This window comes from Pseudomonas sp. LBUM1648 (assembly GCF_059716145.1).
Genome location: NZ_CP166808.1, coordinates 465,901 through 487,636, shown reverse-complemented (window position 1 = coordinate 487,636; position 21,736 = coordinate 465,901). Strand labels below are relative to the sequence as shown.

Sequence of the window (21,736 nt, the reverse complement as noted above, 5' to 3'; positions counted from 1 at the left end):
GCTAGCTCCCACATTGGTTCTCAGGCATCTTCGAGCAGATTGTGCAGTTCGACAAATTGCTGGGTCAGTTTGTGCCGTGGGTCCAGGTGGATCAGCGGCGTATTGGCCTGATGCGACTCGCGCATCCGCACTGAACTGGTCAGATACACCGGCAACACCGGCAGACCTTCGGCGATCAACTCATCGAGAATCTGCTGCGGCAGGCTTGCCCGGGCCTGGAACTGGTTCACCACGATGCCTTCGACTTCCAGCCCTTCGTTGTGGTCTTCCTTCAATTCTTCGATTTCCGCCAGCAGGCCATACAAGGCTTGGCGCGAGAAACTGTCGCAATCGAAGGGAATCAGTACACGATCAGCCGCAATCAACGCCGATACCGCGTAGAAATTCAGCGCTGGAGGCGTATCGAGGTAGATCCGGTCGTAATCTTCCGATAGCTCATCTAGCAACTTACGCAGCTTGTTGATCTTGTGCTTGGCCTCAAGCTTGGGCTGCAGGTCGGCCAGCTCGGCCGTGGCGGTGATGATGTGCAGGTTGTCGAACGGGGTTTCGTAAATATCGGCCTGGTTCTTTTTCGAAAAAGGTCCGGAAGACAGGGTCTGCTTGAAGAAGTCGGCAATGCCCATCGGGATGTCGTCGCCGGTAAGCCCGGTCAGATACTGAGTGGAGTTGGCCTGGGCATCGAGATCCACTAACAGCGTGCGATACCCCTCGCTCGCGCTGACCGCCGCCAGATTGCAGGCAATGCTGGATTTGCCCACGCCACCTTTCTGATTGAACACCACGCGCCGCATGACCAAACCTCCGTGTATCAAAGAATGACCGAGTGTAGATGCGCGCGGCCTCGCTTCGCTACCTTCACAGCGGTGGACTACAAGGTCAGGTGCAAATATCCGCATGCAGACCGACTAAAAACCGCCATCAATTGCCGAGATGCCCGACAGACAAGCCTCTGCCAATCTGGATAATGGCCAATTGACAGTTTTTCAGCGAACCATTCGGTACATTTCGTTGCGCAAAATGTAACCAGCATTTGCTACACACTCGTCGCACCGGGATAATGCGCGCCACCCGGTGCCTAGCGCCACGTCAAGCCTGCTGCGGCTTTGGCGACTCAACGCGTCAACAAATGCCCGCAGGGGCGGGATGAATGTCCGTGATCAACTTCAACATCGCCCAATGGCGCGCATGGGCCCCGGGGCTCGATAGCGTGGACGCCTGGCAGGCCTGGAGCCGACAACCGGTCGTGCTCCAGAGCAGCGATGCCGCGCCCGATGTGTCGTTTTTGCCGGCCATGCAGCGCCGCCGTCTCAGTCGGTTGGCGCGAATGGCCTTCAGTGTTGGCTGGCCGTTGGCCGACGGACGGGACAACCTGCCATTGGTGTTTGTCTCGCGACACGGCGAAACTCCGCGTACTTACGAGATTCTCAGTGATCTGGCCAAGGACGAACCGCTGTCGCCGACCCAGTTCAGTCTGTCGGTGCACAACGCGATCATCGGCCTGTGGTCGATCATGCGCGGCGAAACCAGCGAAATGACTGCCCTCGCCGCCGCGGGTGACGGTCTGGAACACGGCATGCTCGAAGCGGCGGCGCTGCTCAATGAAGGCGCTCCGGCGGTATTGCTGGTGATCACCGAAGAACAACCGCCCGAAGCCTATTCGCGGTGGATCGACGACGTGCCGTTTCCTTACGCGGTAGGCCTTTTGCTCACCCCGGGTACCGACTGGCGGCTGACCCTGAACAGCACCTCAGAAGCACTGTCCAAGGCGCACTGGCCACACGCGTTGAATCTGCTGCGTACCCTGCTCGGCCAGCAAACCCTTTGCCAACATGCCTGGAAAAATCGTGTATGGACCTGGCAACGCAAACCGTGACCGAAAAGCACCGCGACGCCTATTACTGGCGCCTGCTGGCCACCGCCGCAAGCTTCGCTCTATTCGGGCTGGGCGGGCTGTGCCTGCGGATACTGGTGTTTCCGCTGCTCGGCTGCCTGCCGGGCGATACCCTGAAACACCGCCGACGCGCGCGGCAGACCGTCAGTCGACTGTTCTGGTTTTTTGTCCGGTTCATGGCCCGCACCGGCGTGCTCACTTACGACATTCAAGGCGCTGAACGTCTCGGCCGTCCCGGGCAGATGATCATCGCCAATCACCCGTCGCTGATCGATGTGGTGTTCCTGATCGGCCTGGTACGTCAGGCCAATTGCGTGGTGAAGAAAAGCCTGTGGGAAAACCCTTTCACCCGTGGCCCGCTGCGCAGCACCGAATACATCAGCAATGACGGCAGCATGGACATGCTCGATGCCGCCGCCGAGTCCCTGCAAAACGGTCAGACCCTGATCATTTTCCCCGAAGGCACCCGCACTCAACCGGGGCAGGCACCGTCCTTTCATCGGGGCGCGGCGGCGATTGCCCTGCGCGGTGCGAAAATTCTTACCCCGGTGATCATCAAGGTCAGCCCGACCACGCTGACCAAAGCCGAGCCCTGGTATCGGATCCCCAGCCGCCGCGTGCATTTCAGTTTTCGCGTCGGAGCCGATATAGATCCACAGACATTCGCAGCGCTTGGCCCGGCACCGCAGGCTTCGCGCAAGCTCAACGATTATTTGCACTCTTACTTCATCAAGGAGCTCGCCGAAGATGAGCGATCTGCACCGTGACATCAAACTGCTGATCATCGACGCCTTAGGTCTCGAAGACATCAGCGTCGACGACATCGGCGACGACCAGACGCTGTTTGGCGAAGGCCTGGGCCTGGATTCGGTCGACGCGCTTGAACTGGGTCTGGCGATCCAGAAAAAGTACGGCATCAAGATCGACGCCGACGCCAAAGACACCCGTAACCACTTCACCAACGTGGCGAGCCTTGCGGCCTTCGTCACGGCAAAACAGGCAGCTTGAGACCGGACCATGCAAACTCGTGACGACATTTTCAACACCCTGCGCGATGCCCTGGTCGAGCTGTTCGAACTGGATCCGGCCCGTGTGAGCCTGGAATCCAACCTGTATCAGGATCTGGAAATCGACAGCATCGACGCGGTCGATCTGATCGATCACATCAAGCGTCAGACCGGCAAGAAAATCGCCGCCGAAGAATTCAAATCGGTGCGTACCGTGCGTGACGTGGTCGAGGCGGTGTACCGCTTGGTTCAACCGGCCGCATGAGCCGATTGATCGGCCTCGGCCTGCTGCTGGCCGGCCTGCTGTACCCCTTTGCGGTGTATTTCGGCATGGAGCACTTCGCCCCGTGGCAGTTCGGTCTGCTGCTGGGCAGCCTGTGGCTGGCGCGCGCGCTGACCGGCGAGCGCAAACCCGGCAGCCTGTGGATGGCCGGCGTTGCGATCGGGTTCTGCCTGCTGCTGGCAGTGTTCGACAGCCCTTTGCTGCTGCGCTGGTATCCGGTGCTGATCAGCGGCTTCATGCTGGTGCTGTTCAGCCTGAGCCTGAAATTCGGCCCGCCGATGGTCGAGCGTCTGGCGCGGCTACGTGAACCGCAACTGCCGTCCGAGGCGATCCGCTACACCCGTCAGGTCACGGTGGCCTGGAGCGTGTTTTTCTTCTGCAACGGTTTGTGCGCCGCCCTGCTCACCCTGTGGGCGCCGCTGAATTGGTGGATGTTGTACACCGGCCTGATCTCCTACGGATTGATCGGCCTGATGTTTGCCATTGAATGGCTGATACGACAACGGGTAAGAGGCCGTACATGAACTGGATAAAACTTGAGCAGCTGTTGCTCAAGGCCCTGCCGGCGCGGGCGATCAGCCACGCACCGGCACTCGATCACGCGCAACTGTGCGAACAGGCGTTGCGCCTTGCCGCCGGCCTGCAAGCCAAAGGCGTGCAGCGTCTGGCCGTGCATCTGGAAGATGCCGCCGAACTGGCCATCGCCCTGCTTGGCGCGTGGCGTGCTGGCGTCAGTGTCTTGCTGCCCTCGGATCTGCAAGCGCAGACCCGTCAGCGCTGGTCGGGTGAAGTCGATCTGTGGCTGACCGATCAAACCGGTGACAGTCGCTTGGCTGACTTGCATGAGCCTGCAATGCCAGGCGCTGAACTGGATCTCGATGAGTGCCGCTTGAGCCTGTGCACTTCCGGCTCCAGCGGTGAACCCAAGCGCATCGACAAGACCCTGCGTCAATTGGCCAATGAGGTCGAAGCGCTGGAACAACTGTGGGGCGGGGATCTCGGCGAAGCCTGCATTATCGGCAGCGTTGCCACCCAACACATCTACGGTTTGCTGTTCCGCGTGCTATGGCCGCTGTGCGCCGGGCGGACGTTCGTGCGCAAGCAACTGGCCTTCCCCGAGGATTTGCAGCGCGCCAGTCGCGAGCATTCGGCTTTCGCCTGGGTCGCCAGTCCGGCGCTGCTCAAGCGCATGGGCGATAACCTCGACTGGCCGGCGCTGAGCGCGGTGCGTCAGGTGTTTTCCTCCGGCGGTGCGTTACCGGCCGAAGCGGCGCAGAGCCTGCATCAGCGTCTGCAGCAATGGCCGACGGAAATCCTCGGCAGCTCGGAAACCGGCGGTATCGCCTGGCGCCAGGGCGAAACCCTGTGGCAGCCGTTCGCCGCTGTCGAACTGAGTCAGGACGCCGACGGCGCCCTGCTGATCGCCTCACCGTATCTGCCTGCCGGGCATGTTGAACACACCGCCGATGCCGCGCGCATTGCAGCCGACGGTCGTTTCCAATTGCTGGGGCGACTGGACCGGATCGTCAAACTCGAAGAAAAACGCATTTCCCTGCCGATGCTGGAGCAAGCGCTGGTCGCCCACGACTGGGTCGCCGAAGCGCGGCTGGGTGTGGTGCAGGAAAATCGTGCCGTCCTCGGCGCATTGCTGGTGCTCAGTGAAGACGGTTTGTTTGCGTTACGCGAACATGGCCGCCGCAGCCTGACCGAAAACCTGCGCAAGCACCTGAGCCAGCATTGCGAAGCCCTGGCCCTGCCGCGTCGCTGGCGTCTGGTGCGGCAACTGCCGCTGAACAGCCAAGGCAAACTGCCGCAAGCCGATGTCGAAGCGCTGCTGCTGGCGTCTCGACCGAAAGCCCCCGAAGTGCTGGAGCAAGTCGAAACCGACGGCGAATGGAGCCTGCAACTCAGTGTGCCGCCGGACCTGGCCTACTTCAGCGGCCACTTCCCCAAAGCCCCGGTGCTGCCCGGCGTGGTGCAGGTGGAATGGGCGCTGAACCTCGGTCGCCAACTGCTGAACCTGTCCGGCACGTTCGCCGGCATGGAAGTGCTGAAATTCCAGCAACTGGTGCGCCCCGGCGATGAAATCCAGCTGCACCTGCGCTTCGATCCCGAGCGCTGCAAACTGTATTTCGCCTACCGCAACGACAGCGCCACCTGCTCCAGCGGGCGGATTTTGCTGGGGGCCGATCATGCATAACCCCTGTGCCGTCATCCCGGTCTACAACCACGAAACCGCCATCGGCACCGTGGTCGACGCCCTGCTCGCCCAGGGCCTGCCGTGCATTCTGGTGGACGACGCCAGCACACAATCCTGCGCACGCGTGCTCGATGCTCTGGCCGAGCGCGACAACGTGTTTCTGGTGCGGCTGACCGCCAATCAGGGCAAGGGCGGCGCGGTGATGACCGGTCTGCGTGAAGCGTCGCGACTGGGCTTCAGCCATGCCTTGCAGGTCGACGCCGACGGCCAGCACGACCTGCACGATGTCGCCCGTTTCGTCGAGGAATCCCGCGCCTGTCCTGAAGCAATGATCTGCGGTTTTCCGCTGTTCGATGAGAGCGTGCCCAAGGGCCGTTTGTACGCGCGTTACCTGACCCACGTGATGGTGTGGATCAATACGCTGTCGCTGCAAATCCGCGATTCGATGTGTGGCTTCCGCGTTTATCCGCTGGCGCCGACGCTGGCCGTGATCGACTCGGCCAAAGTCGGCAAACGCATGGATTTCGATTCGGACATTCTGGTGCGCCTGTCGTGGCGCAATCAGCCGATGCGCTGGCTGCAAACCAGCGTGCATTACCCGCTCGATGGCGTGTCGCACTTCCGGCTGTTCCACGACAACGCGCTGATTTCCAGCATGCACACCCGGCTGTTCTTCGGCATGTTGCTGCGCCTGCCCGTCATCCTCTGGCGACGGTGGCGCACATGAGCGTCGAGACCGACAAGAAGCACTGGGCCGACCGCGAAGAACGCGGCAGTTTCCTGCTGATGAAATTCACCGCGTTCGCCGCCAAAGTCCTTGGCCGACGCCTGCTGAGCCCATTGCTGTACGGCATCGTTCTGTACTTTTTCCTGTTTGGCCGCACCGCGCGGCGCAGTGCCTGGCAGTATCAGCAGCGACTGGCCGAATGGAGCCAACGCGACGACTTGCGTCCGAGCCATTGGCGGGTGTTCGGCCAGTTCATGGCGTTCGCCGATTCGATGCTCGACAAACTTGATGTGTGGAACGGCAAGCTGCGTATCGAGCAGATCGAAATCATCGATCCGGCGCTGCTGCGCAATCAGTTGCGCGGCAGTCGCGGGCAACTGCTGGTCGGCGCACACCTGGGCAATCTTGAAGTGTGCCGGGCGCTGGCCGAGATCGGCGAGAAGGTCACGATGAATGTGCTGGTGCACACCAAGCACGCCGAGCAATTCAACCGCTTGCTCGGCGAGGCCGGGGCGACCAATCTGCGCCTGATTCAGGTCAGCGAGCTCGATCCGGTGATCATGCTGCAACTGCACGAACGCCTGGAGCGTGGCGAATGGCTGGCGATTGCCGGCGACCGTGTACCGCTGCACGGCGGGCGCAGCGTCAGCGTGGACTTTCTCGGCCACCCGGCACCCTTTCCGCAAGGCCCGTGGTTGCTGGCCGGCCTGCTGAAGTGCCCGGTCAATCTGCTGATGTGCCTCAAGCAACCCGACGGCCACTATCGCCTGACCCTCGAACCCTTCGCCGATGCTGTGGTGTGGACACGCCGCGAGCGCGATCAGGTCATTCATCAGTGGGCCACTCGCTATGCGCAGCGCCTGAGTCACTATTGCCTTGAAGCGCCGCAGCAATGGTTCAACTTTTACCCTTTCTGGAAGACCGATGACGACGCCAACCCATGAGCCGGTAACCTTCGGCGAACGCCCTTTGCGCATCGAAGACGTGCTGGCCCTGGCCAACCGTCAGGCGCCCGTGCAGTTGCAGAGCGACGCGGCTTACCGCGAGCGCATCGCCAAGGGCGCGCGGTTCCTTGATTCGTTGCTGGACAAGGAAGGCGTGATCTACGGCGTGACCACCGGTTACGGCGATTCCTGCGTGGTCGCGGTGCCGCTGCATCACGTCGAAGCGCTGCCGCGTCATCTCTACACTTTTCACGGTTGCGGGCTGGGCAAACTGCTCGACGCGCAAGCCACCCGCGCCGTACTGGCGGCGCGTTTGCAGTCGCTGTGCCACGGCGTGTCCGGGGTGCGTGTGGAACTGCTGGAGCGTCTGCACGCCTTCCTCGAATACGACATCCTGCCGCTGATCCCGGAAGAAGGTTCGGTCGGCGCCAGCGGCGATCTGACGCCGCTGTCCTACGTTGCCGCGACACTGTCCGGCGAGCGCGAAGTGATGTTCCGTGGCGAGCGCCGTCAGGCTGCCGATGTGCATCGCGAATTGGGCTGGACACCATTGGTGCTGCGCCCGAAAGAAGCGCTGGCCTTGATGAACGGCACCGCCGTGATGACCGGCCTCGCCTGCCTCGCCTACGCCCGCGCCGATTACCTGCTGCAACTGGCCACGCGCATCACCGCGCTCAACGTGGTGGCGCTGCAAGGCAACCCGGAACACTTCGACGAATGCCTGTTCGCCGCCAAACCGCATCCGGGGCAGATGCAAGTCGCCGCGTGGCTGCGCAAGGATCTGGCGATCGACGCGCCGACCGCGCCGCTGCATCGCTTGCAGGATCGCTACTCGCTACGCTGCGCCCCGCACGTGCTTGGTGTGTTGGCCGACAGCCTGAACTGGCTGCGTTCGTTCATCGAGATCGAACTCAACAGCGCCAACGACAACCCGATCATCGACGCCGAAGCCGAGCGCGTTTTGCACGGTGGGCACTTCTACGGCGGGCACATTGCGTTTGCCATGGACAGCCTGAAAAACCTCGTGGCCAACGTCGCCGACCTGCTTGACCGCCAACTCGCGTTGCTCGTGGACGAACGCTACAACCACGGTTTGCCGAGCAACCTGTCCGGCGCCAGCGCCGATCGAGCGATGCTCAACCACGGCTTCAAGGCTGTGCAGATCGGCACCAGCGCGTGGACCGCCGAGGCGTTGAAAAACACCATGCCGGCCAGCGTGTTCTCGCGCTCCACCGAGTGCCACAACCAGGACAAGGTGAGCATGGGCACCATCGCTGCCCGCGATGCGATCCGCGTGCTGGAGCTGACCGAACAAGTCGCCGCGGCCACGCTGCTCGCTGCTAACCAAGGGGTGTGGCTGCGGGGTCGCGATCAAGACGCCCGACCACTGCCGCCAGCGCTGGCCGCCATGCACGAAGAACTGGCCAAGGACTTCCCGCCGGTCATCGAAGACCGTGCACTGGAGAGCGAGCTGCGCCTGTGCCTGCAACGCATCGCCGCACAACACTGGAGGCTGCATGCGTAGTGCCGGAGTGCTTCACGCCGATACGGAAATCCTCGTGCCGTTCTTTGACGTCGACACGATGCACGTGGTCTGGCACGGCCATTACGTCAAATACCTGGAAGTGGCGCGTTGCGCGCTGCTCGACAAGATCGGCCACAACTACACCCACATGGTCGAGTCCGGCTACGCCTGGCCAATTATCGACCTGCAATTGCGCTACGTGCGTGGCGCGGTGTTCGGCCAGAAGCTGAACGTGCGCGCCAGTCTGGTCGAGTGGGAAAACCGCCTGAAGATCAATTATCTGATCACCGACCTGCAAACCGGCGAACGCCTGACCCGCGCCAGCTCGGTGCAAGTGGCGGTCGAAGTGAGCAGTCGCGAGATGCAACTGGCTTCGCCAAAAGCCTTCACCGATGCCGTGGAAAGGATGCTGCGATGAATGTTTTTGTTAAAGGCTTGAGCGTACTGGCGCTGCTGGCGGTGTCGTCTCTGGCTAACGCCTTCGATCTGCAACAGCTCAGTGAACAACTGGCGAAACCGGACGTGATCCACGGCCAGTTCATCCAGGAAAAACACCTGCGCGCCCTGCCCCAACCGCTGATCAGCAAGGGCAGCTTCGTCCTCGCGAAAAATCACGGCCTGCTCTGGCTGCTGAAAGCCCCGTTGCAACAGGATTACCGCATCAGTGCCAAAGGCATTGCCCGGCGTGATGGCAACGGCTGGCAGTTACTGCCGAACAAGAGCGCCGGGGCCGAGCAGAACCGTTTATTCCTCGCCGTATTGCAAGGCGACAGCAGTGGCCTGCAACGGGATTTCGAACTGGCCCTGAGCGGCGATGCGCAGAAATGGAAACTGACCCTGACCCCGCGCTCGATGCTGCTCAAGCAAGTGTTCAACCAGATCAACATCGACGGCGGCGAGTTGGTGCAAACCATCGAACTGCTGGAAACCCAGGGCGACAGCACCGTGCTACGCATGCAAAACAGCACGGCCGGCCAACCGTTGAGCGACGCGGAGCAACATGACTTTGCCGAGTGAACGCAAGCTACCCTGGCTGTTCCTGATTCTGCTGCTGGCAGTTGTCGCCCTGGCCGGTTGGCAGTGGCGCGACGGTGCGCCGCTGTCGGCGAACCTGATGGAGTTGGTGCCGGGCACCAATCCCGATGCACTTGAACTGCGCGCCGAACAACGCATGCAGGAACCGCTCAACCGCGAAATGCTGGTGTTGGTCGGCCACGCCGATCGCCAGCAAGCGGTGGCCATGGCGCAGACGCTGGGCGAGCAATGGCAGGCCAGCGGCTTGTTCGAAAAAGTGCAATGGAACCTGCAAGCCGACCTGCCGGCCCTGCGCACGCAATTGCTGCAAGGGCGGCTGGCGATGCTCTCGGCGGATGATCGGCAACTGCTGATCGAACATCCCGACGCCTTTATTCAGCAACGGGTGCAGGCGCTGTTCGACCCCTTCACCGGTTTCAGTCTGGTGCCGAACCAGGATGACTGGCTGGGCCTCACCGGGCGCATCCAGAACAGCCAGCCGCAACACGGCGCGGTGCAACTGGACATCGGCAGCGGTGCATTGGTCGCCGACGCCGACGGCAAGAGCTGGGTGCTGCTGCGTGCGCGCACCACCGGCAACGCTTTCGATATGAACCTGCCGCTGCAAGTGGCGGATCTGCTCCAGCACAGTCGCGAGCAGGCGGCGAAATCCGATGTGCAATTACTGGCCGCCAGCGGATTGCTCTACGCCGCAAACGGTCAGCAGCAAGCCACTCGCGAGATGACTTGGGTCGGTGGTGGTGCCACCCTCGGCATCCTGCTGCTTTTGCTATTGGCGTTCCGCCGCTGGCGGGTGTTGCTGGCGTTTGTACCGGTGCTGGTCGGCATGCTGTTCGGGGCGGTAGCGTGTGTAGCGCTGTTCGGCCGTATGCATGTGATGACCCTGGTACTGGGTTCCAGCCTGATCGGCGTGGCAGTGGATTACCCGCTGCACTATCTGTCGAAGAGCTGGAGCCTCAAGCCTTGGCGCAGCTGGCCGGCCCTGCGCCTGACCCTGTCCGGGCTGACGTTGAGTCTGATCACCAGCGCCATCGGTTATCTGGCGCTGGCGTGGACACCGTTCCCGGCGCTGACACAAATTGCCGTGTTCTCCGCCGCCGGGTTGCTCGGCGCCTATCTGTCGGCGGTGTGCCTGCTGCCGGCGCTGCTGAACAATGTCGAACTGCGCCCGGCGCAATGGCCGCTGCATCTGGCCGAACGCCTGATTAGTCTGCGGGAAAAATTGCTCGAGCGTGTCCATACACCGGTGCTGCTCGCACTGCTGATCGCCTTCTGCATCGGCGGTCTGTTGCAACTGCAAAGCAAAAACGACATCCGCCAATGGGTCGGTGCACCGCAACGCCTGACCGATGAAGCGCAGACCATTGCACGCATCACTGGCTATCAGCCGACCAGCCAGTTCTTCCTCGTTCGCGCGGCCAACCAGCAAGAATTGCTCGAACGTCAGGCCGCGCTGAGCGATCGGCTGCAGCAACTGGTCAACCTCGACAAACTGCAAGGCTATCTGGCGCTGGATCAACTGGTCAGCCCGCCGAGTCAGCAACAGCAAGTGCGCGACGCGCTGAACAAACTGCCACAGGTCTGGCAGCCATTGCTTGATCTCGGCGTCCCCCTCGCCGCCCTGCAAACCGAGCTGCAACAGTTGCAGACGCTACCGCTTGAAGACATCGACGCCGCGCTGGCCGGCCCGCTCGGCGAGCCCTATCGCACGCTGTGGCTCGGCCCCACCGAAGACGGTGTGGCGGCGATGACCAGCCTGCAAGGCCTGAACAACCCTTCGCTGCTGCGGGTGCAGGCGCTGGATCTGCCGGGCGTGGTGCTGGTGGATCGCCTCGGTGAGCTGAACAACGTTTTCGCGGCCACGCAGATCAGCGCCGCCGAACTGAAACTCGCTTCCTGCGTGTTGATCGTGCTGGTATTGATCCTGCCATTCGGTTTCGGCGGCGCGTTGCGCATCGTCGCCCTGCCGTTGCTGGCGGCGCTGTGCAGTCTGGCCAGCCTTGGCTGGCTCGGCCAGCCGCTGACCCTGTTCAGCCTGTTCGGCCTGTTGCTGGTGACGGCGATCAGCGTCGACTACGCGATTCTCATGCGCGAGCAGGTCGGCGGTGCGGCGGTAAGTCTGCTCGGCACCTTGCTGGCGGCCGTGACCACATGGCTGTCGTTTGGCTTGCTGGCGGTTTCCAGCACACCGGCAGTGAGCAATTTCGGCCTGTCGGTGAGTCTCGGTCTGGCGTTCAGTTTCATGCTCGCGCCGTGGGCCGGGCGTCATGAACACACGGCCACCGTTACGGAGCATGCCGCATGATGGTCATCGGTTTCTGGTTGCTGGCCCTGGCGTTGTTCGCCGTGGCCACGCGCATCGGTCGCCACTTCGGCCTGATCCCGATTGTCAGCCAGTTACTGCTGGCGAGTTTCGGCTTGCCGCTGCTGATGTATTTCTGGATCGAACCGGGCTGGCAGCTCAGCGGCGCTGAACTGATCGCGCCGGTGTGGCTGAAAAACCTCTACAGCCTGAGTTTCGCGCTGTTGCTCGGACACATCCTCAGCGATGTGATCGACCTGCGCCTGGATCGCCAGAGCGTGAAAATCGCCGTGCCGAGTTTTGCCGTGCCGTTCATCTGTGGTCTCGCGGCGGCGTATTGGCTGCTGCCCGCGCAGCCGTGGCTCAACTCGCTGGCCATTGGTCTGGTGTTCGCCATTACCGCGATCCCGGTGCTGTACTTGTATCTGCGCCACATCGATTACCCGCCAGCCGCCACCCGGCGCCTGGTGCAGACGGCAATCCTCATCGATCTGACGTGCTGGACGCTGTTCGGTCTTGCCCAAGGCAGTTTGCACCTGAGCAGTCTGTTGCTGCCGCTAGGCCTGGCGTGCGTGCCATTAGTGCTGCATCTGGTCGGAGTGCGCCGACCACTGACGTACAGCCTCGGTTTCTTCGCGCTGCTGGTCATGGCCGAGCACTACAAACTCAACGCGCTGATCTTCGGCATCGGTTATCTGCTGTGCATGGCGGCGCTGAAAGTGCCGCTGGTTTTGCCGCTGCCGGCGCGCTGGATGAGCCGTTTGCAAACGTGGATCGCGATCCCGCTGATCCTCACGTTCGGCATCGTCCAGATCGACGTACACGCCGCCCTCGCCAGCCTCGGCGCCGTGCAATGGGCGGCACTGCTGCTGTTGCCGATTGCCAGTAAACTGCTCGGCAACTGGCTCGGCCTCGGCTGGGCTGGCGCCTCGTTCGAAGGTGCCAGCCGCTGGCGCGAAAGCGTGCTGCTGAATATTCGCGGCCTGAGCGAAATCGTCTTTCTCAACTTGCTGTTGCAACAACAACTCATCACCCCCGCGCTGTACTTCGCGCTGATGGTGATGGGCCTGATCGCGACGCTGTTGCCGGCCCTGATCGGCCTGCACCGCACGCCCCTCAAACACACCGCCATCGCGCCCGGGAGTTCACGTGCCAACCGTTGAAATGCAACGTCGTCAGGTAGTGATCATTGGCGCCGGCCCGTCCGGCGCCATCGCCGCCGCGCTGCTCAAGCGCAAGGGCCACGACGTGCTGGTGATCGAGCGCCAACACTTCCCACGGTTTTCCATCGGCGAAAGCCTGCTCAGCCACTGCCTGGACTTCGTCGAAGAAGCAGGCATGCTCGACGCCGTCAACGCCGCCGGATTCCAGCGCAAGACCGGCGCCGCGTTTGCCTGGGGCGAGCGCTACAGCGCGTTCGATTTCGGCGACACCTTCACCAACGGCAAGCCGACCACGTTCCAGGTGCAGCGCGCCGATTTCGACAAGCTGCTGGCCGATCAAGCGGCGCTGCAAGGTGCCGAGATCCGCTATGGCGATGCCATCGTCAGCGTCGATTTCGAGCGGGCAAAACCACAACTTGATGTGCGACGTGAAGACGGCAGCGAATACCGCGTCGAGGCCGATTTCGTCCTCGATGCCAGCGGTTACGGTCGCGTGCTCTCGCGCTTGCTGGATCTGGAAGCGCCGTCGAATTTCCCGGTGCGTCAGGCCGTGTTCACCCACGTCGAAGATCACATCGACAACCCGGCCTTCGACCGCGAAAAAATCCTCGTCACCACCCACCCGCAGCATCGCGATATCTGGTTCTGGACGATCCCGTTCAGCAACGGTCGCTGCTCGGTGGGTGTGGTCGCCGCCGCCGAACACTTCAACGGTCGCGACGCTGATCTTGATGCCTGCCTGCGCGGTTTCATTGCCGAGACGCCAAGCCTCGCCGGCGTGCTGAACAAAGCCGTGTGGGACACCCCGGCGCGCACCCTCGGCGGCTACGCGGCCAACGTCAAATCCCTGCACGGCCCGGGCTTCGCGCTACTGGGTAATGCGGCGGAATTTCTCGACCCGGTGTTCTCCTCCGGCGTGACCATAGCCATGCGTTCGGCGAGCATGGCGGCGGCGGTGCTGCATCGTCAGTTGCAAGGCGAAACCGTCGACTGGCAAAGCGAATTTGCCGAACCGCTGAAGCGCGGCGTCGACACCTTCCGCTGCTACGTCGAGGGCTGGTACGCCGGCACCTTTCAGGACGTGATTTTCTATGAAGACAGCCAGGCGGAAATTCGCCGGATGATCTGCTCGATCCTCGCCGGTTACGCCTGGGATGAACGCAACCCGTTCGTCAGCGAAGCGCGTCGCCGGTTGAAGATGATTTCCGAACTTTGTGCAAAGGACGCCCCATGAGTTACCTGAGCGACAGCTACGTCGAGGAAACCCGCTTCGGTTTCTGGTTCCTGCGCAGCCATACCTGGCAGCACCATGTGTTGCGTGTGGCGATCAACGATCTGCGTGGGTTGTTCAGCGAGCCGCTGCCGGCGAACCCGGTGCTGCTGGATGCCGGTTGCGGTCAGGGCAAGTCGTTCCGCCACCTGCGCCAGACCTTCGCGCCACAGCGTTTGATCGGCGTTGACGCCGATCCGCACAGCCTTGAGTTGAGCGGCGAAGAAGCGGCGCGCCAGGGCCTGGACGTCGAGTTGATCGGCAGCGATTGCGCGACTCTCAACGTGCCGGACGCCAGCGTCGACCTGCTGTTCTGTCATCAGACCTTTCATCATCTGGTCGAGCAGGAAAAAGCCCTCGCCGAGTTTTACCGGGTGCTCAAGCCCGGCGGTTATCTGCTGTTCGCCGAGTCCACCGAGGCTTACATTGATACCTGGGTGATTCGCTGGCTGTTCCGCCATCCGATGCATGTGCAGAAGAGTGCGGCGCAGTATCTGCAGATGATTCGCGAGCAGGGTTTCGAGTTTGGCGAGCGCAATGTCTCGTACCCGTATCTGTGGTGGAGCCGTTCGAAAGATTTCGGTTTGCTGGAGCGCTCCGGGTTGCGCAAACCGAAGCCGTTTGGCGAGCGTGAGGAAACGCTGGTGAACGTTGTCGCCCGCAAGCCATTGCAAGGTGATATCTGATGCACCACATAACCTGTGGGAGCGAGCCTGCTCGCGAAAGCGGTGGGTCAGCCAGCCTCTATGTTGAATGTGCTGGCGTCTTCGCGAGCAGGCTCGCTCCCACAGGGTATGTGGTGTGGCTGATGTTAGTGCTATTTGCTTCGCTAAGTGGTTGCGCCAGCCAGGCGCCGCTGCCAACCGGCAACCCGACGCTGCCGCTGCCCTTGCAACTGCACATCGAGCGCACACAAGCCGAACAACGTCAGGACTGGCTGCTCGTCATCCAGCGCGAAGGCCAGGGCATCCGTTGGTCGATGATGGACCCGCTGGGCATTCCCTTGGCGCGTCAGCAACTGATCGACGGCCACTGGCAGGCCGACGGCCTGCTGCCGCCCAACCCGGAAGCCCGGGAGCTCTTCGCCGCGCTGCTGTTCGCCCTGACACCACCGGGCGAACTGCTGCGCAATTACCCCACCGCGCAGCAACAGGACGGGCAACGTTCGCTGCCGACGCGCTGGGACATCCGTTATGCACAACCGTTGAGCTTCGAATTGAACCTGCCCCAAGGCCCGCACTATCGCGTCTCCCCACTCGGTGAACCGACGCCATGACTGCCTACCTGAATGCCCTCGGCGTGATCTGCGCCCTGGGCCGCGACAAGCAAGAAATCGCGCGCAATCTGTTCGCCGGCGATTGCTCGGGCATGCGCCCCGAGGCGGGCTGGGTGGCGGAGCGTGAGTTGCCGGTGGCCGCCGTACACGGTGAACTGGTGCCGATCCCGGCAGCGCTGGCCGACCAGAGCAGTCGCAACAATCAGTTGCTGCTGGAAGCCGCGCTGCAGATTCGCGCCGACATTGATCACGCGATCCAGACCTACGGCCGCGACCGCATCGGCGTAGTGCTCGGCACCAGCACCTCGGGTATCGACGAAGCCAGCCGTGGCCTGGCGCATTTCCTCCGTGAGCAGCATTTCCCGGCGGAATACGACTACGGACAACAGGAACTCGGCGCCCCGGCGAATTTCCTCGCCGAATGGCTGCAACTGAGCGGCCCGGCCTATGTGATTTCCACCGCGTGCACCTCCAGCGCCCGCGCATTGATGAGCGCGCAACGCCTGCTCGATCTCGGTCTGTGCGACGCGGTGTTGTGCGGTGGCGTCGACAGTCTGTGCAAGCTGACCCTTAACGGCTTTTCGTCGCTGGAAGCGGTGTCCGACGAGCGCTGCAATCCGTTCTCGGCCAACCGCAACGGCATCAACATCGGCGAAGCGGCGGTGCTGTTCGTGATGAGCAAGCAGCGTGGCGACGGCCCGGCCATCGCCTTGCTCGGTGCCGGTGCCAGCTCCGACGCGCACCATATCTCCGCGCCTGAGCCGAGCGGACGCGGCGCCTTGCAAGCGATGCAGAAAGCCTTGAGCCGCGCCCACCTGCAAGCCGCGCAGATCAACTATCTGAACCTGCACGGCACCGCGACCCAACACAACGACGCCATGGAAAGTATGGCAGTCGCCTCGCTATTCCCCGAGGGCGTTGCCTGCTCTTCGACCAAACCGATGACCGGCCACACTCTCGGCGCAGCCGGCGCATTGGAAGCAGCGTTCTGCTGGCTGAGCCTCAGCGCCGACAACCCGCAACACGCGCTGCCGCCGCACGTCTGGGATGGCCAGGCCGATCCCGAGCTGCCGCCGCTGAAGTGGGTGACCGCAAACGAACGCCTGTCGTCCATTGCACCCCGCTACCTGATGAGCAATTCGTTTGCCTTCGGCGGCAATAACGTCAGCCTGATTATCGGAGACGCCCCATGACCGACTGGCCGCTCGCCGAACTGTTGCCCCACGCTGGCGACATGATCCTGATCGACAAGATCCTCAGCTTCGACGAAGAACAGATCTACACCCGCCTCACGGTCAAGTCCGAGGGTTTGTTCAACCTGCCCGACGGCAGCCTGCCGGCGTGGGTCGGCATCGAATTGATGGCGCAAAGCGTCGCCGCGTTCGCCGGATGCCACGCGCGACAGAAAGGCAATCCGGTGGAGCTGGGCTTTCTGCTCGGCACGCGCAAGTTCGAGTGCAACGTCGAGGCGTTTCCTGCGGGCAGCGAGTTGACCATCCATGGCATCCGCTCGCTGGAAGACGACAATGGCATGGGCGTGTTCGAGTGTCATATCAACGCGCCCGGCATCGAGGTCAGTGCTCGACTGAATGTGTTCCGCCCGCCACAGCCAACCCAATATCTGCAACAAGCACAGGAGTCGAACGATGACTGAATCCGTACTGGTCACCGGCTCCAGCCGTGGCATCGGCCGCGCCATTGCCTTGCGTCTGGCGCAGGCCGGGCATGACATCGTCCTGCATTGCCGTAGCGGCGTTGCCGACGCACAAGCCGTGCAGGTCGAAATCGAAGCGCTGGGCCGCAGCGCGCGCATCCTGCAATTCGACGTCGCCGACCGTGAAGCCTGCAAAAGAATTCTTGAAGCCGACGTCGAAACCCATGGTGCCTATTACGGCGTGGTGCTCAACGCCGGTCTGACCCGCGACGGCGCTTTCCCGGCCCTGAGCGATGACGATTGGGACGTAGTCCTGCGCACCAACCTCGACGGTTTCTACAACGTGCTGCACCCGGTGATGATGCCGATGATCCGCCGCCGTGCCGCTGGTCGCATTGTTTGCATCACCTCGGTATCGGGATTGATCGGCAACCGTGGCCAGGTCAACTACAGCGCCTCCAAGGCCGGCGTGATCGGCGCGGCTAAGGCATTGGCGATCGAACTGGGCAAGCGCAAAATCACCGTTAACTGCGTCGCGCCGGGCCTGATCGACACGGCGATGCTCGACGAAAACGTGCCGGTGGAAGAACTGATGAAAATGATCCCCGCGCAACGCATGGGCACCCCGGAAGAGGTGGCCAGTGCGGTGAATTTCCTGATGTCGGCGGAAGCCTCGTACATCACCCGCCAAGTGCTGGCGGTCAACGGAGGCCTGTGCTGATGAAGCGCGTCGTCGTCACCGGCATGGCCGGCATCACCTCGCTGGGCAGCGACTGGGAGACCATCGCCGGCAACTTCGCGGCCAACCGCAGCGGCATCCGCCGGATGGACGAGTGGGATCGCTTCAGCGAACTCAACACGCGCCTGGCCGGCCCTATCGATGATTTTGTGGTGCCCGCACACTGGACCCGCAAGCAATTGCGCAGCATGGGCCGGGTGTCGCGGCTGGCAGTCGGTGCGGCGGAACAAGCCTTGGCCGATGCCGGTTTGCTTGGCGACGAATCGATCAAGGACGGGCGCATGGGCGTGGCCTGTGGTTCGTCCACCGGCAGCACCGACGAGATCAAAGCGTTCGGCAACATGCTGCTCAACTCGGTGGCCGAAGGCCTGAACGCCAACTCCTACGTGCGGATGATGCCGCACACCACCGCCGCGAATATCAGCATCTTCTTCGGCCTCACCGGACGCCTGATCCCGACGTCCAGCGCCTGCACCAGCGGCAGCCAGGGCATCGGCTATGCGTATGAAGCGATCAAGTTCGGTCGGCTGCCGTTGATGCTCGCGGGCGGCGCCGAAGAACTCTGCCCGACCGAAGCTATGGTCTTCGACGCGCTCTACGCCACCAGCCTGAAAAACGATGCGCCACAAACCAGCCCGCGCCCGTACGACAAGGGCCGCGACGGCCTGGTGATCGGCGAAGGTGGCGGCATGTTGGTGCTTGAGGAGCTGGAGCACGCCCTCGCTCGCGGCGCACACATCCACGCGGAGATCGTCGGTTTCGGCAGCAACGCCGACGGCCAGCACACCACCCGCCCGGAACAAATCACCATGCGCCGTGCGATGGAACTGGCGCTGGAAGACGCCGGCCTCACGCCCGATGCCATCGGTTACGTAAATGGTCACGGCACGGCTACAGAACAGGGCGACATTGCCGAAACACTGGCAACCAGCAGTTTGTTCGGCGAGCGCATGCCGATCAGTTCGCAGAAGAGTTTCCTCGGCCACACGCTCGGGGCCTGCGGGGCGCTGGAGTCGTGGTTCAGCATCGAAATGCTCAACCGCGACCTGTACGTGCACACGTTCAACCTCGACGAGGTCGATCCGCATTGCGGCAAGCTCGATTACCTGCGCGGCGAATTCCGCCAGATGCATCACGAGTACGTGATGAACAACAATTTCGCTTTTGGTGGCGTCAACACCTCGTTGATTTTCCGCCGCTGGCACTGACCGCAACACGTTTGGAGTGAAGGGAATGACTCAGTTTCACCGCATCGCCGCCCTGTTGGCCCTGGCCTTTGTACTCGGCGGTTGCACCAGCAAACCGGTGTACAACGCCAAGGAAGAGTTCTCGCCGAACCTCGGCTTTACCCAGTCACAAATGAGCCGCGCCATCGTCACCGCGCTCAACGACCGCCAATGGGTCGTGCAATCGGTACGCCCTGGCATGATCAAAGCTGCGATCACCGTACGCGGTCGCCATCATGCCGAAGTCGACATCCCGTTCACGCCAACCTCGTTCGAAATCGACTACCGCAGCAGCTACGGCCTGAACGCCAAGGACGGCAAGATCCACGGCAACTACAACCGTTGGGTCAACCGCCTGCGCGACAACGTGCTCAAAGAGCTGTCGATCAACCCGGACATCGAAGCCGTCAACAGTCTTGGCATCATCAAACAAGGTGCCGACGAGCCGACCTACCTGAGCTTTCGCGAAGGCGTCAAACGCGCCACCGACGCCGGCCTGCTCGACGGCAGCGTGAAGTTCTACCTGGCCGGCGAAACCCTGCCCAAACAAGTGCGCAAACTCGACACCGTGAGCAGCAGCCGCAAAACCAACGGCTCGAACAAATCCGACGAAGACGCCTGCTTCTGGGCCCTGCAGTCGGCCCTCGCGACCCTGCAAAACGCCGCGAAAAAAGCCGACGCCAACGCCGTGATCAACATCGCCAGCGTCGACCAGCGCGACCTGTACAAAGACACCGAAAAATTCCAGTGCCGCGCGGGGATGGTGGTGTCGAGCGTGGCGTTGCGTGGGGATTTGGCGCACGTGGATTGATTGAATAAAATCCTGTGGTGAGGGGATTTATCCCCGATGGGTCGCGCAGCGGCCCCAAACCAAAACCTCGAAATATCAGACATGCCGAGTGCACAGGTTTGGGACTGCTGCGCAGTCCATCGGGGATAAATCCCCTCGCCACAAAGGGCGCCATTTGGCGTCCTCTTCATTTTTCAGCATCTACACTCGTTCCGGCAGGTCGCCGAATCGCGCCTGCCAGAACAGCGAGCCACAATCAGTCAAGCACTCGCTGCTCTCTTTCACCGTCAAGGAGATGACCATGCAAGTGAAAGCCCTGATCGCCGCCACGCTCTTCGGCCTGATCCCCAGTGCCAGCCATGCCACCAATCTGATGTACATGCCCTTCGAGACGGTGTTGTCGGACGCGATTCGTGCCGGGCGGCTGGATGGCAGTGTGAAGTTTTATCTGGCCGGGAATGGGCCGCAGGGCACTCAGCGGTTGTTGCAGCGCGATGTCATCAGTGATCTGAAGACCAATGGCTTCAACAAGAGCGATCACGATTCCTGCGAGTGGGTGTTGCAGTCGAACCTGATCAAGTTGCAGGCCGAGGCCAAACGGTTCGGGGCGAATGCGGTGGTCAATATCGTCAGTTATTACGACCAGCATGTGCGCAAGGATTTGAATACGTATGAATGCCGGGCGGGGATTTTTGTCACGCGGGTGGCGTTGAAGGGGGATTTGGTGCGGTTGCCTTAACGGCAAGATCAAAAGATCGCAGCCTTCGGCGGTTAATCAATCACCTTCAACCTTGCGCGTGAGCAATTCGACAAAGGCCTTGGCCATCGGTGACTTCTGATCCTTGCGCTGCACCAGCCACACCGCTGAAATCGCTTCAGGATCCAGCAGCGGCCGGTAGATCACGCCGTCGATGCGCATCCGCTGATAGGACGCAGGCAATACCGACACACCCAACCCCGCCGCCACCAGCCCGATGATGGTCATCGCCTCCCCGGCCTCTTGGGCAAAATGCGGACTGAATCCGGCATCGCGAGCCAGACTGAGCAGTTGTGCGTAAAGACCGCTACCGTAACTGCGCGGGAAAAACACGAACGGCTCCAGCGCCAGCGCCGAGAGAAACAGACCTTCTTCGCTGCCTTGGGCCAACGGATGCTTGGCACTGAGCACCGCAACCAAAGGCTCGCGCATCAGCTCCACCACGCTCAACGAATCGGGCAGACCCAGCGGGCGCATGATGCCAACTTCAATCGACTCGTCCACCAAGGCGTCGGCAACCATGGTGCTGCTCATCTCCCGCAGGTTCAGGTGCACAGCCGGAAAACGCTGACGAAACGAGAAAATCGCCTGGGGAATGGTCGAGTTGAACGGCGCCGACGAGGTAAAACCGATCTTCAATTCACCGAGTTCGCCGAGTTGCGCACGCCGGGCGACATCCGCCGCTTTGTCGACCTGCGCCAGCACCAGCCGCGCTTCCTCGAGAAATAATCTGCCGGCTTCGCTCAGCTCGACCCGACGATTGGTGCGTTCAAACAACCGCGCACCGACCTCTTGCTCCAGCGCCTGAATCTGCTGGCTCAGCGGCGGCTGGGAAATGCCCAGCACTTGTGCAGCACGGCCGAAATGCAGTTCTTCGGCGACGGCGATGAAGTAGCGCAGGTGACGCAATTCCATGAAAACCCCATTAGGTCGTTAAAGCTATCAAA

The 21,736-nt window shown here is 62.0% G+C and carries 24 protein-coding genes; 22 read left to right on the top strand and 2 right to left on the bottom strand.

Going from position 1 to position 21,736, the window contains the following annotated elements:
* Window positions 1-20: 20 nt before the first annotated feature.
* Entirely contained in the window at window positions 21-791 is a 771-nt protein-coding gene (locus tag ACA043_RS02200) for a ParA family protein (RefSeq protein ID WP_102355587.1), read from the bottom strand.
* Between the two features lie 356 nt (window positions 792-1,147).
* Between ACA043_RS02200 and ACA043_RS02195 the strand changes: the two genes are divergently transcribed.
* The 22 genes from ACA043_RS02195 (at window position 1,148) to ACA043_RS02090 (ending at window position 20,771) form a co-directional block, all read left to right on the top strand.
* Complete coding sequence (locus ACA043_RS02195) at window positions 1,148-1,873, top strand: beta-ketoacyl synthase chain length factor (protein ID WP_401269139.1); 726 nt, start codon at window positions 1,148-1,150, stop codon at window positions 1,871-1,873.
* Window positions 1,849-2,658: a lysophospholipid acyltransferase family protein gene (locus ACA043_RS02190; protein WP_497658534.1), complete on the top strand. Its 810-nt coding sequence runs from the start codon at window positions 1,849-1,851 to the stop codon at window positions 2,656-2,658. Before ACA043_RS02195 ends, ACA043_RS02190 begins: the two co-directional genes overlap by 25 nt.
* Entirely contained in the window at window positions 2,639-2,899 is a 261-nt protein-coding gene (locus tag ACA043_RS02185; protein WP_201235862.1) for a phosphopantetheine-binding protein, read from the top strand. The genes ACA043_RS02190 and ACA043_RS02185 overlap by 20 nt, the downstream gene beginning before the upstream one ends.
* A 9-nt stretch (window positions 2,900-2,908) precedes the next feature.
* Window positions 2,909-3,163, top strand: a complete 255-nt coding sequence (locus ACA043_RS02180) for an acyl carrier protein (RefSeq protein ID WP_401269136.1) — start codon at window positions 2,909-2,911, stop codon at window positions 3,161-3,163.
* Window positions 3,160-3,705, top strand: a complete 546-nt coding sequence (locus ACA043_RS02175; RefSeq protein ID WP_401269134.1) for a COG4648 family protein — start codon at window positions 3,160-3,162, stop codon at window positions 3,703-3,705. The genes ACA043_RS02180 and ACA043_RS02175 overlap by 4 nt, the downstream gene beginning before the upstream one ends.
* Window positions 3,702-5,381 carry an ApeI family dehydratase gene (locus tag ACA043_RS02170; protein WP_497658533.1) on the top strand — a complete coding sequence of 560 codons (1,680 nt, stop codon included), beginning with the start codon at window positions 3,702-3,704 and terminating at the stop codon, window positions 5,379-5,381. The genes ACA043_RS02175 and ACA043_RS02170 overlap by 4 nt, the downstream gene beginning before the upstream one ends.
* Window positions 5,374-6,108 (top strand): glycosyltransferase family 2 protein, encoded by a 735-nt coding sequence (locus ACA043_RS02165; RefSeq protein ID WP_489880404.1) that lies wholly within the window; start codon window positions 5,374-5,376, stop codon window positions 6,106-6,108. The genes ACA043_RS02170 and ACA043_RS02165 overlap by 8 nt, the downstream gene beginning before the upstream one ends.
* Window positions 6,105-7,052, top strand: coding sequence for a lysophospholipid acyltransferase family protein (locus ACA043_RS02160; protein WP_497658532.1), 948 nt, complete (start codon window positions 6,105-6,107; stop codon window positions 7,050-7,052). Before ACA043_RS02165 ends, ACA043_RS02160 begins: the two co-directional genes overlap by 4 nt.
* The gene (locus ACA043_RS02155; RefSeq protein WP_497658531.1) at window positions 7,033-8,577 is read left to right on the top strand and encodes an HAL/PAL/TAL family ammonia-lyase; all 1,545 of its coding nucleotides are present in this window, start codon (window positions 7,033-7,035) and stop codon (window positions 8,575-8,577) included. The genes ACA043_RS02160 and ACA043_RS02155 overlap by 20 nt, the downstream gene beginning before the upstream one ends.
* Entirely contained in the window at window positions 8,570-8,995 is a 426-nt protein-coding gene (locus tag ACA043_RS02150; protein WP_497658530.1) for an acyl-CoA thioesterase, read from the top strand. The genes ACA043_RS02155 and ACA043_RS02150 overlap by 8 nt, the downstream gene beginning before the upstream one ends.
* On the top strand, window positions 8,992-9,594 hold the full coding sequence (locus ACA043_RS02145) for an outer membrane lipoprotein carrier protein LolA (protein WP_497658529.1): 603 nt from the start codon (window positions 8,992-8,994) through the stop codon (window positions 9,592-9,594). Before ACA043_RS02150 ends, ACA043_RS02145 begins: the two co-directional genes overlap by 4 nt.
* Entirely contained in the window at window positions 9,578-11,917 is a 2,340-nt protein-coding gene (locus ACA043_RS02140; protein ID WP_497658528.1) for an MMPL family transporter, read from the top strand. The genes ACA043_RS02145 and ACA043_RS02140 overlap by 17 nt, the downstream gene beginning before the upstream one ends.
* A complete protein-coding gene (locus ACA043_RS02135; protein ID WP_497658527.1) occupies window positions 11,914-13,077 on the top strand; it encodes a cation:proton antiporter in 1,164 nt (387 codons plus the stop codon). The genes ACA043_RS02140 and ACA043_RS02135 overlap by 4 nt, the downstream gene beginning before the upstream one ends.
* The gene (locus tag ACA043_RS02130) at window positions 13,064-14,311 is read left to right on the top strand and encodes an NAD(P)/FAD-dependent oxidoreductase (protein WP_497658526.1); all 1,248 of its coding nucleotides are present in this window, start codon (window positions 13,064-13,066) and stop codon (window positions 14,309-14,311) included. Before ACA043_RS02135 ends, ACA043_RS02130 begins: the two co-directional genes overlap by 14 nt.
* On the top strand, window positions 14,308-15,033 hold the full coding sequence (locus tag ACA043_RS02125) for a class I SAM-dependent methyltransferase (protein WP_497658525.1): 726 nt from the start codon (window positions 14,308-14,310) through the stop codon (window positions 15,031-15,033). The genes ACA043_RS02130 and ACA043_RS02125 overlap by 4 nt, the downstream gene beginning before the upstream one ends.
* Window positions 15,033-15,623: a hypothetical protein gene (locus tag ACA043_RS02120; protein WP_497658524.1), complete on the top strand. Its 591-nt coding sequence runs from the start codon at window positions 15,033-15,035 to the stop codon at window positions 15,621-15,623. The genes ACA043_RS02125 and ACA043_RS02120 overlap by 1 nt, the downstream gene beginning before the upstream one ends.
* A complete protein-coding gene (locus ACA043_RS02115) occupies window positions 15,620-16,816 on the top strand; it encodes a beta-ketoacyl-[acyl-carrier-protein] synthase family protein (protein WP_497658523.1) in 1,197 nt (398 codons plus the stop codon). The genes ACA043_RS02120 and ACA043_RS02115 overlap by 4 nt, the downstream gene beginning before the upstream one ends.
* Window positions 16,813-17,277, top strand: a complete 465-nt coding sequence (locus tag ACA043_RS02110; RefSeq protein WP_497658522.1) for a hotdog family protein — start codon at window positions 16,813-16,815, stop codon at window positions 17,275-17,277. Before ACA043_RS02115 ends, ACA043_RS02110 begins: the two co-directional genes overlap by 4 nt.
* Window positions 17,270-17,998, top strand: coding sequence for a 3-oxoacyl-ACP reductase FabG (gene fabG, locus ACA043_RS02105; RefSeq protein ID WP_187679616.1), 729 nt, complete (start codon window positions 17,270-17,272; stop codon window positions 17,996-17,998). The genes ACA043_RS02110 and fabG overlap by 8 nt, the downstream gene beginning before the upstream one ends.
* Window positions 17,998-19,224: a beta-ketoacyl-ACP synthase gene (locus ACA043_RS02100; protein ID WP_497658521.1), complete on the top strand. Its 1,227-nt coding sequence runs from the start codon at window positions 17,998-18,000 to the stop codon at window positions 19,222-19,224. Before fabG ends, ACA043_RS02100 begins: the two co-directional genes overlap by 1 nt.
* Window positions 19,225-19,249: 25 nt before the next feature.
* Window positions 19,250-20,053, top strand: a complete 804-nt coding sequence (locus ACA043_RS02095; protein WP_489880417.1) for a hypothetical protein — start codon at window positions 19,250-19,252, stop codon at window positions 20,051-20,053.
* Between the two features lie 280 nt (window positions 20,054-20,333).
* Entirely contained in the window at window positions 20,334-20,771 is a 438-nt protein-coding gene (locus tag ACA043_RS02090; protein ID WP_497658520.1) for an excinuclease, read from the top strand.
* Between the two features lie 36 nt (window positions 20,772-20,807).
* Here the strand turns inward: ACA043_RS02090 and ACA043_RS02085 are convergent, their stop codons facing one another.
* Complete coding sequence (locus ACA043_RS02085) at window positions 20,808-21,704, bottom strand: LysR family transcriptional regulator (protein WP_401269089.1); 897 nt, start codon at window positions 21,702-21,704, stop codon at window positions 20,808-20,810.
* Window positions 21,705-21,736 lie beyond the last annotated feature (32 nt).

Excerpts from the sequence above, each read along its gene's own strand:
- ACA043_RS02200 (WP_102355587.1), bottom strand. The coding sequence starts at position 791 with ATGCGGCGCGTGGTGTTCAATCAGAAAGGTGGCGTGGGCAAATCCAGC.
- ACA043_RS02195 (WP_401269139.1), top strand. The coding sequence starts at position 1,148 with ATGTCCGTGATCAACTTCAACATCGCCCAATGGCGCGCATGGGCCCCG.
- ACA043_RS02190 (WP_497658534.1), top strand. The coding sequence starts at position 1,849 with ATGGACCTGGCAACGCAAACCGTGACCGAAAAGCACCGCGACGCCTAT.
- ACA043_RS02185 (WP_201235862.1), top strand. The coding sequence starts at position 2,639 with ATGAGCGATCTGCACCGTGACATCAAACTGCTGATCATCGACGCCTTA.
- ACA043_RS02180 (WP_401269136.1), top strand. The coding sequence starts at position 2,909 with ATGCAAACTCGTGACGACATTTTCAACACCCTGCGCGATGCCCTGGTC.
- ACA043_RS02175 (WP_401269134.1), top strand. The coding sequence starts at position 3,160 with ATGAGCCGATTGATCGGCCTCGGCCTGCTGCTGGCCGGCCTGCTGTAC.
- ACA043_RS02170 (WP_497658533.1), top strand. The coding sequence starts at position 3,702 with ATGAACTGGATAAAACTTGAGCAGCTGTTGCTCAAGGCCCTGCCGGCG.
- ACA043_RS02165 (WP_489880404.1), top strand. The coding sequence starts at position 5,374 with ATGCATAACCCCTGTGCCGTCATCCCGGTCTACAACCACGAAACCGCC.
- ACA043_RS02160 (WP_497658532.1), top strand. The coding sequence starts at position 6,105 with ATGAGCGTCGAGACCGACAAGAAGCACTGGGCCGACCGCGAAGAACGC.
- ACA043_RS02155 (WP_497658531.1), top strand. The coding sequence starts at position 7,033 with ATGACGACGCCAACCCATGAGCCGGTAACCTTCGGCGAACGCCCTTTG.
- ACA043_RS02150 (WP_497658530.1), top strand. The coding sequence starts at position 8,570 with ATGCGTAGTGCCGGAGTGCTTCACGCCGATACGGAAATCCTCGTGCCG.
- ACA043_RS02145 (WP_497658529.1), top strand. The coding sequence starts at position 8,992 with ATGAATGTTTTTGTTAAAGGCTTGAGCGTACTGGCGCTGCTGGCGGTG.
- ACA043_RS02140 (WP_497658528.1), top strand. The coding sequence starts at position 9,578 with ATGACTTTGCCGAGTGAACGCAAGCTACCCTGGCTGTTCCTGATTCTG.
- ACA043_RS02135 (WP_497658527.1), top strand. The coding sequence starts at position 11,914 with ATGATGGTCATCGGTTTCTGGTTGCTGGCCCTGGCGTTGTTCGCCGTG.
- ACA043_RS02125 (WP_497658525.1), top strand. The coding sequence starts at position 14,308 with ATGAGTTACCTGAGCGACAGCTACGTCGAGGAAACCCGCTTCGGTTTC.
- ACA043_RS02120 (WP_497658524.1), top strand. The coding sequence starts at position 15,033 with ATGCACCACATAACCTGTGGGAGCGAGCCTGCTCGCGAAAGCGGTGGG.
- ACA043_RS02115 (WP_497658523.1), top strand. The coding sequence starts at position 15,620 with ATGACTGCCTACCTGAATGCCCTCGGCGTGATCTGCGCCCTGGGCCGC.
- ACA043_RS02110 (WP_497658522.1), top strand. The coding sequence starts at position 16,813 with ATGACCGACTGGCCGCTCGCCGAACTGTTGCCCCACGCTGGCGACATG.
- fabG (WP_187679616.1), top strand. The coding sequence starts at position 17,270 with ATGACTGAATCCGTACTGGTCACCGGCTCCAGCCGTGGCATCGGCCGC.
- ACA043_RS02100 (WP_497658521.1), top strand. The coding sequence starts at position 17,998 with ATGAAGCGCGTCGTCGTCACCGGCATGGCCGGCATCACCTCGCTGGGC.
- ACA043_RS02095 (WP_489880417.1), top strand. The coding sequence starts at position 19,250 with ATGACTCAGTTTCACCGCATCGCCGCCCTGTTGGCCCTGGCCTTTGTA.
- ACA043_RS02090 (WP_497658520.1), top strand. The coding sequence starts at position 20,334 with ATGCAAGTGAAAGCCCTGATCGCCGCCACGCTCTTCGGCCTGATCCCC.
- ACA043_RS02085 (WP_401269089.1), bottom strand. The coding sequence starts at position 21,704 with ATGGAATTGCGTCACCTGCGCTACTTCATCGCCGTCGCCGAAGAACTG.